The sequence below is a fragment of the Proteobacteria bacterium CG1_02_64_396 genome (genome assembly GCA_001872725.1).
GTDB lineage: Bacteria > Pseudomonadota > MNWR01 > CG1-02-64-396 > CG1-02-64-396 > CG1-02-64-396.
The window spans coordinates 1-8015 of record MNWR01000094.1 but is presented as its reverse complement, the minus strand read 5'-3'; the positions used below and the strand labels follow the sequence as shown (position 1 = coordinate 8015).

At 61.6% G+C, this 8015-nt stretch carries 8 protein-coding genes and 1 pseudogene; 5 read left to right on the top strand and 4 right to left on the bottom strand.

Annotation, left to right across the window (positions count from 1 at the left end; genetic code table 11):
* Together AUJ55_11400 and AUJ55_11395 are read left to right on the top strand one after the other, a co-directional pair.
* A pseudogene (locus AUJ55_11400) lies at nucleotides 1–271 on the top strand (hypothetical protein).
* A gap of 68 nt (nucleotides 272–339) precedes the next feature.
* Nucleotides 340–1560, top strand: coding sequence for a hypothetical protein (locus tag AUJ55_11395; protein ID OIO54911.1), 1221 nt, complete (start codon nucleotides 340–342; stop codon nucleotides 1558–1560).
* Nucleotides 1561–1569: 9 nt separating this feature from the next.
* Here the strand turns inward: AUJ55_11395 and AUJ55_11390 are convergent, their stop codons facing one another.
* Nucleotides 1570–2517 (bottom strand): hypothetical protein, encoded by a 948-nt coding sequence (locus AUJ55_11390; protein ID OIO54910.1) that lies wholly within the window; start codon nucleotides 2515–2517, stop codon nucleotides 1570–1572.
* Nucleotides 2518–2654: 137 nt separating this feature from the next.
* Nucleotides 2655–3437: a hypothetical protein gene (locus AUJ55_11385; GenBank protein ID OIO54909.1), complete on the bottom strand. Its 783-nt coding sequence runs from the start codon at nucleotides 3435–3437 to the stop codon at nucleotides 2655–2657.
* A 112-nt stretch (nucleotides 3438–3549) separates the two neighbouring features.
* Here AUJ55_11385 and AUJ55_11380 point away from each other — a divergent pair, with 112 nt between their 5' ends.
* The gene (locus AUJ55_11380) at nucleotides 3550–4182 is read left to right on the top strand and encodes a hypothetical protein (protein OIO54908.1); all 633 of its coding nucleotides are present in this window, start codon (nucleotides 3550–3552) and stop codon (nucleotides 4180–4182) included.
* A 261-nt stretch (nucleotides 4183–4443) separates the two neighbouring features.
* Here the strand turns inward: AUJ55_11380 and AUJ55_11375 are convergent, their stop codons facing one another.
* On the bottom strand, nucleotides 4444–5289 hold the full coding sequence (locus AUJ55_11375) for a hypothetical protein (protein OIO54907.1): 846 nt from the start codon (nucleotides 5287–5289) through the stop codon (nucleotides 4444–4446).
* A 406-nt stretch (nucleotides 5290–5695) separates the two neighbouring features.
* On the opposite strand from AUJ55_11375, the gene AUJ55_11370 reads away from it, so the two are divergent.
* Nucleotides 5696–6331: a hypothetical protein gene (locus AUJ55_11370; GenBank protein ID OIO54906.1), complete on the top strand. Its 636-nt coding sequence runs from the start codon at nucleotides 5696–5698 to the stop codon at nucleotides 6329–6331.
* Nucleotides 6328–6678: a hypothetical protein gene (locus AUJ55_11365; GenBank protein OIO54905.1), complete on the top strand. Its 351-nt coding sequence runs from the start codon at nucleotides 6328–6330 to the stop codon at nucleotides 6676–6678. The genes AUJ55_11370 and AUJ55_11365 overlap by 4 nt, the downstream gene beginning before the upstream one ends.
* Nucleotides 6679–6875: 197 nt before the next feature.
* Here the strand turns inward: AUJ55_11365 and AUJ55_11360 are convergent, their stop codons facing one another.
* On the bottom strand, nucleotides 6876–7868 hold the full coding sequence (locus AUJ55_11360) for an integrase (protein ID OIO54904.1): 993 nt from the start codon (nucleotides 7866–7868) through the stop codon (nucleotides 6876–6878).
* Between the last annotated feature and the right edge of the window lie 147 nt (nucleotides 7869–8015).

Here is an 8015-nt window from a genome sequence, read left to right as displayed (position 1 = left end):
CGAACGACTGCGCAATTTCGAGGACGACGTCCTACGGTTCATCGACAATCCGCTGGTTCCCTTCACCAACAACCAGGGTGAAAACGACATCCGTATGGTCAAGCTGCACCAGAAAATCTCAGGATGCTTCCGCTCCAAAGAGGGCGCCGATATCTTCTGCCGCATCCGCAGCTACCTGTCGACCTGCCGCAAACACGGCATCGGTCCCACCCCAGCCCTGACCCTCCTCTTCGAAGGTAACCAACCCCTCTTTATGAAAGAAAACCCGTAGGGAAAAACCGGGGGGATGGGAGGGGCTGAATAGTTACAAATTATGATGACTTTGAAATGTCCATAGAACTGTCCAAGGATGTGTCCATGCCTACCCTTCCCTCCGCATTTCAGCCCCTGGTTCCCGAAGAGCGGGTTTCCGCCCCGCTGTTGGAGCTGGCCTCCGAAATCATCACCACCTCGTATCGCCTGCACGGGGTGGCCGGGAGGGTCTTGCCGACGGCGTTGCGCCCGTGGCTGCGGGCCATGAATTCCTACTACACCAACAAAATCGAAGGGCAAAACACCCTCCCCTCCGACATCGAGCGGGCGCTACACCATCAATTTGCCGCCGACGCGGGGCTTGCCCGCAAACAACGGCTGGCACTGGCCCACATGGAGAGCGAGGAGGCTCTTGAGGCGCTGGCGGCCGAACAAGACGACCCCTATGCCCCGTCGTGGGTTCAGGAAATCCACAACGATCTTTATGGACGGTTGCCTCAAGAGGATCGGCAGACCTCGCAAGGGGCGCTGCTGGCGCCGGGGGTGTGGCGGGATCACGGGGTCCAGGCGGGCCACCACATCGCCCCCGAGCCCGAGGCGGTACCCGGATTGATGGAGGCGTGGGGGGAGGGGTATCGCAGGCTGCCGGGCTTGGAGTGGCGTCTGATCGGCCTGGCCTGCGCCCATCACCGTCTGCTCTGGGTTCACCCCTTTCCCGATGGCAACGGGCGTGCCGCTCGGCTGCACAGCCACCTGGCCTTGCACCGCTTGGGGTTGCTGCAAGGGATGTGGTCGCCCATGCGGGGGTTGGCGCGGCGGCGGGAGGAGTATGACGCCCGGCTCAACAACGCCGATCTGCCACGCCGCAACGACCAGGATGGTCGGGGCGCCCTCTCGCAGGAGGGGCTGACGGCATTTGCCGTCTTCTTTTTGCAGGTCTGTCTCGATCAGGCCCGATTCATGGAGGGGATGCTCGACCTGCCCCGCTTTATGGAGCGTCTGCGGGATCAGTTGCTGTATCTGGAGGCGAACCCTTGGCGGGTGGGCAGCGAAACTTCGACGATCAAGATCGAGGCGCTGGAGCCCTTGCACTACTTGGCGATGACCGGCTCCATGGAGCGGGGGCGCTTCATGACGATGACCGGCCTACCCGACCGGACCGCCCGCCGGGTGTTGGTCGGCCTGATCGACGCTGGCCTGCTGACCGCAGCCACCCCCCGAGCCCCGGTGACCTTTGCCGTTCCCCTGAAATCGCTGCGGTTCCTGTTCCCCCGGCTTTGGCCCGAGGCGGAGAGCGATACGCTCTGAGCAGGGGGGTCAGGAAACCGGCTTTGCAGCTGGAGCTGCTTGCCCCACGGCGGTCACCGGCATCAACAAGCCGTGGTTGGCGTCGTGCAAGAGGGTTTGTTTCACCAGCTTGAGGTAAACGGCGAGGTTCTGGCGCAGGAAGGGGCGATCGACCTTCTCGGCTTGGTGGTGATCCCAGAGATCCCAGGCGATGAGGCCCAGCCCCAGCACCGGTCCCATCACGGCGGCGCCGACTTGCGCTCCGGTCATGGCGCCGCTTTTTGCAGCCAAGGTGGCGGCCAATGAGCTCCCTGCCGCGCCGGAGGTGGCAGCGGTTTTCACCACAGAGGTTGGATCGGTTTGGGTGACCGAGATCAAGAAGCTGACCTCATCAAGGAATAAGGGGCTCTTGGCGCTGAGGGGGGAGAGATCGCGCACACCCTGAAGCGAAGTCAAATAACGGGACTGCGTCTCTTGGGCAATCGCTTTCAGTTGTTGTCCGGCTTGTTGAGGTTGAATCACCCGAGCGGCAAACTCGGACTCGATGAGGGCGGCCATCCGCTCGCGGGGATTGGGTTGGGGACCGATCAGGCGCTCCACAGTGGCGGTATCGGCCAGCCAATACCCCAATCCGATCAGGCCAAGTCGAACCTGTTGGGGATAACTGAAGTACCAGGGTAGGAAGTCGCGATCAATGCGGTTCTGAAGTTCGGCGTTGAGGGTATCGAGCTGCGTGGCGGCATAACGCAGCGCCTGCTCACGGGCCGCCCGCAGCGCCGGTGGGGTGGTGGAGGCATCGCCATCCGACCAGCGGGAGAGCTGGCTGGAGGTGTCGGGGGCGACGAGCGGCGCAGAGGCGATCAGGTAGCGGCCCATGGAGGCCAGCATCACCACCATCACGGTCAACCAAACCAGGGTGGTGATGGCAACGATCAAGGGGTGGGTACGGCGCGGTGCAAGCAAGGTCAGGGTACGCATGCGGGATGTCTTTCATGGTTGAGTTCGATATTGGAAGGCCATTAATCCGACCTGCGTACTCAACCATCGCCCCCCCCAGCGGGCGGTGCGCCCGCGCACCATCCAACCTCATCCAAACCCCTGTTTTGTAAGGAAGATCACCCTTTTCTTCCCGACACCACCACCATGTTGGCGCAGGCGTAAAAGAGCCCCTCTTCGTTTCGTTGTTGCAAGGTCTGCTTCCAGTGGGTCATTTGGTCCTGGCTCGCCACACCGTGGGCGGTCGCCTCCTTGACCAGCCAGTCGCCGAAGGGGGTCAGGGTGTAGTCGTGGTGGACCATCGGGATCACCTCCACCGCCACCTCTTTGAGCCCTGCAAGGCGCAGCCACCGGTACAACTGCCGTCCGGCAACCCCGTTGGGGCGCATGGTTCGGGCGAAGAAGGCCATCAAGCGCCGCTCCAGATCGAGATCGTCGAAGTCGACCGAGGCGGTGGCCCAGTCGGTGTCGGCCAGAACGATTCGTCCGCCGGGGGTGGTCACCCGGACGATCTCGGCCAGCACCTGCTGAGGATCGACCGAGGCGGGGAGCACCTGGAACAGCCGCTCGGCCCGGACGGCGGCAAAGGCGCCATCGGCAAAAGGGAGCCCAAGGCAGCTACCCACCTGGTGGCTTGTCCAGTCGGCCACCCCTTGCTGCCGGGCCAAGGCGTCGGCTTGATTCACCATCTCGTCATCCACATCGAGCCCCACCATCCGCCCTGAAGGACCGACCCGCTGCGCCAGCGCCACCGTGTCGATCCCAACCCCACACCCCACGTCGAGGGCGTGGTCGCCGGGGGCCAGCGCCAATAGATCGTAGGTGCGCTCCTTGAGCCGCCACGCCAATTCGGCGGTTTTGCGCAGGTAGTCGGGGGAGACGTAGCCGTCGGATTGGGGCATGGGGTGGCCTCCTGAGAGCGGGGCTCTTGGTTCCTGAAAAGGGGTTGGGGCGCTAGGATCGCCGTCGCGGTGGGGGTGTTGCAATGGTGGTTGGGCTCAAAGGAGGTGGGACATGCCGGTTTTGTCCGATGTACGCATGGCTTTTTTTGGCGATTCCCTGACCCAGGGGACCGGCGATCCCACCGGCATGGGCTGGGTGGGACGGGTGGTGGCGCGTCTCTGGGACGAGGGGATTCCGGTGACCGGTTACAACCTGGGGGTGCGGCGGGAGACCAGCGCCGACATTGCCCAGCGCTGGCGCAGCGAGGCGGCGCTACGGCTGCCCCCCCGCATCGAAGGAAGGGTGATCTTCTGCTTCGGGGTCAACGACACCGCTTCCGAGGGGCCAGGCAGCCGCCTGACCACCGCCCAAACCTTGGCCCACGCCGCTGCCATGCTGCGCGGCGCCAACGCCCACTACCCCACCTTGATGCTCGGTCCCCCGCCGGTGCTCGATGCCGCCCACAATGACCGGGTGTTGGCGTTGACCGAAGCGTTAGAGGGGCTGTGCTGCCGCTTGGAGATCCCCTTCATCCCCCTGGCCGAGCCGCTGCTGGGCGACGACCGCTATCTGGAGGCGGTTCGCAGCGGCCCCTTGGCCGACGAGTCTCACCCCGGCGCCGAGGGGTACATTCGCATCGCCGAGGAGATCCTGGCCCATCCGGCCTGGTGGTTCGCGGCGGCGGGCAAGGGGGGTGGTTTGTAGGGGGTGTTCGGGGAGCTTGTCGGACCCGAGCGTCCGTAGCGAGTCGCTTTGCCCTCGCCGCTCAAAGCCGCCATTAAAGAAACGCTGATTCAAGGCATCCAGCCTTGAGTCAGCACGCCTGGCAAAAACCAAAAGTAGGCGCCTTGAGGCGACGTGGCTTTTGCTTTGCCTGCAAAATCAGCAGAGCTTCGGCGACTTAGGTCGCCTCCGACGTTCCTGATTTTGGGGGCCCACACGGAAGCGCCATTCATCAGCGCTTCCTTAAGGCACGGTAAAAGCGTCGAAGATATAACTCACCCCCGCCATCCAAGTGTATTGGGGCTCCCCACCGTGCATGGTATTGAACGAGAAGGCGGCGTCACTCTTCCAGGGGCCAGAGCTGTAGCGGGCGCCGAATTTCACCCAGTTTTGGGTTTCGGTCCTCGGGGGGGGGGCCAAGACTCCCGAGTGTTTCTGGCCGGTGACCTCGGCCAAAAGCTCGGTTGCGGGGGCCACCGTCAGGGCGATGGAGAGCCCATAGGTGATGTCGTCGGTTTGCGCGGTGGCGATCCACGGATTGCTGTAGATGGCCACCCCAAAATTGCCGACCACCCGAGCAGGCCCCACGGTTTTGCCCAGCAGAATCGAGGCATAAAAATCCATGGTATCCATCCCCATGCCGGTCTCGTTCGTGGCATTGGGCAGCTTGGTGGCAAAGTAGATCCCCGCTGCTGGCCACCACTCCCCCTCGGGCACCACCCGCACCTTGGCCCCCACCACATAATCCTCTACTCCCGTGGTTGAATCCCCCGAGAAGGTCAGCATGCGGCTGAAGGGTGCCCGTTTGCGCTGGGTTACCGTCAGGTGATTGTAAAACCCCCCGTCGATCTGGATTTCGGCAATGGAGCTGATTCCGACGCTGACCCCCACCAAGGGTAGCTTGAGCAGATGCCCCTTGAGGCCATAGGCGGGGATATTGGCGTGATCGGTATATTCACCCCCTGCTTCCAGCAGAATCCGCCCCGCCCCAATCGATTCGGGGTCCTCGGTGGACAATGGACGTTGGTGGGCGCCAACCAGGGTGGGAAAGGCCATCAGCAGGATGACGAGGTGGGGAATGGGGCGCATAGGCTCGGATGTTCGAGGGGGCGGTAGGATTTGACCGCAGTGTGCAGGTGGGGGATGACACCCGATTCAAGGAACACCCCCCCTGAATGGCAAGGTTGACGGCATTGCCGAGGGGATGCGGCCCGCCAAACATGCGGCGTTCCTACAGGTATGAAACTTCGGGGGTCGTCCCCCAAAACGCAAGCGTTTGCCCCCCCCCTTGCGGACAAAGGCCCGCCCCCACCAAAACCAACCAACCCCCGCCAGCTCCGGTGAACCGCTTGTGCTTGTGGGAGCGACCCTGTCGCCGAAGCGAGGCTAAGTGGCTTGGGCCGTTGGAATCATTCCGCCTTCATTCCCCACGATCATTCTTGACATCCATTCCCATAAATGGTGATTCTGCTCACCGGACGAGCATCTGGAATTCATGTTCAAAGCAGGAAATGGGGCGCCGGGGATCCGGCTGGGGGGGGGAATGGACACGTTCGACATCGCGGTGATCGCCAGCGCCCTGTGCGGCGTCTTCATGGTGCTGGGGGGGATCTTCCTGCTCTACAAGGGGCGGGTGAGCCTGGAGGCGGCGGCCCAAGACGAAGCGCTCCAGATCGAATTCCTCAAAGAGGTCAAACTCTCTACCCGCTACCCCGCCCTCGGCCTGTTCGTCATCGGCCTGGCCTTCAGCTTCGGCACCCTCTATTACGCCAAACCAGCCACCGTCCAACCGCTGATCTTCAACGGTAGCGTCGCAGGCCCCGCCTCATCCTCCGCGACCATCTCGGTCCGTCCCTCGACCCCTTGGAGTCTTGCCGCCGACAGCAGCGGCATCGTCCGTGGTCAGATCGACCCCAATCCCCACTACCTGACCATCGAGGCGACCGCTCCCGGTTACCGGCCGGTGACCAAAACGGTGGAGCAAAGCAACCCCATCGATTTCGGCACCTTGGCATTCGACCACCCGGTGGCCGAGCGTATCCCCGGCCTCGATCTCGACCGCATTGCCCCCCTTCCCGCCGGCTATACCGCCCCGCCGCCCGATCAAGGCAGCTTCGGGGGTGCGTCATGACCCGGCGTATTGTGCTTTTGGCCCTGCTCTTCTTGGGCTTCGCCGCCGTGGCAGGGGCGATGGAGGGGCCGGGGGCCTCGGTTTCAGGCTGGATCTATCAGGCGGGGAGCGAAACCGGGGCACCGGGCAGCGGTACTGCGATCCCCGGTTTGAGGGTGTCGCTGGTGCATCCGCAATTGGGACGTAGCCATCCCGACATCAGCGACGAACGGGGCCACTTCGAACTGACCGCCATCCCCCCCATGTCGACCCCCTATTTTTTAGAGATTTATTGGGGAAAAACATTGGTGTATCGGCGGGAGCTGCGGGTGCAGGGGGATGTGGAGTTGGGGGGGGTGGGGATTTAGAGCAGCGCCGATTGAATCGGCGCTTCCGAGCAGTCCAGGGATGGTCTGCCAAAATCAGGAACGTAGGAGGCGACCCCGTCGCCGAAGCTCTTCTGATTCTGCAAGCCAAGCCAAAACCATCGCCGCCTCAAGGCGCCTACTTTTGGTTTTTGCGCAGCGTGCTGATTCAAGGCAGGAGGCCTTTAATCAGCGTTTCCTTAGTTGTCGAGCGGGCTGACCACCCCCCGCCCACCGCGATTTAACACATGGGTGTAAATCATGGTGGTGGCCACATCCTTGTGGCCGAGCAGTTCTTGAACGGTGCGGATGTCGTAGCCCGATTGCAGCAGGTGGGTGGCAAAGGAGTGGCGCAGGGTGTGGGGGGTGGCCGGTTTGGCGATGCCCGCTTGACGGGCCGCCTGACGAATGGCCCGTTGCAACGAAACCACGTGAACATGGTGACGCCGTCGAATGCCAGACCGGGGATCAACGGAAAGATCGGGGGCAGGAAAAACCCAGAACCAGCCCCAAGATGTCGAGGCGGAGGGGTATTTCTTTTCTAGAGCATCGGGCATTTCAACGCCTGGAACCTTCTTGCCCCTATCTTCATCGTGTAGTTTGCGTGTAGTTAATAGATGCGATTTTAATTCAGGGATCAATGACGAGGGGAGAACTGTCACTCTGTCTTTTCCCCCTTTTCCTGATCGTATGGTGATTTCGTGACGGTCGAAATCAACGTCTTTGATGCGCAATCGATGGCACTCAAGAATCCTCATTCCGGTCCCATAAAGCATTCTTGCCATTAAAGCATTGACACCGGAAAGTTGTTCGATAAGCCTGTTAACCTCGGGCTTAGAAAGTACCACCGGCAACCGTTCCCGTGGTTTTGCGCGGGTTAAATTTTCAAGCCATGGAAGTTGAACAGCCAAGACCTCTCGGTACAGAAAAAGCAGCGCCGATAGGGCTTGGTTTTGCGTGGATGAAGAGACTTTACGATCCACCGCCAAGTGCGTCAAAAACGCCTCGACCTCGGGTGAACCCATGTCCCTGGGGTGTTTTTTGTGGTGAAACAGAATAAAGCGCCGTATCCACTGAACGTAGGTGGTCTCGGTGTTCAGGCTCAGATGCTGGGTACGCATTCGAGCTCGAACCACATCGAGCAGGCGGGGTTGGGTGGGGGTGTCGTAGTAATTGGGCTGGGGTGTCGTCATAACTGGCCTCCATGTAAGCAAAATCAACGAGTTAGATTGACACGGGGTGGATTATGCGACAACTCTTTTCGGTAGTTATGCGACAGTCCTGTCGCATAAAACAAAGTTCCACTGACGACGCAATAAATGGCGGGTTTTTCCGCTAAA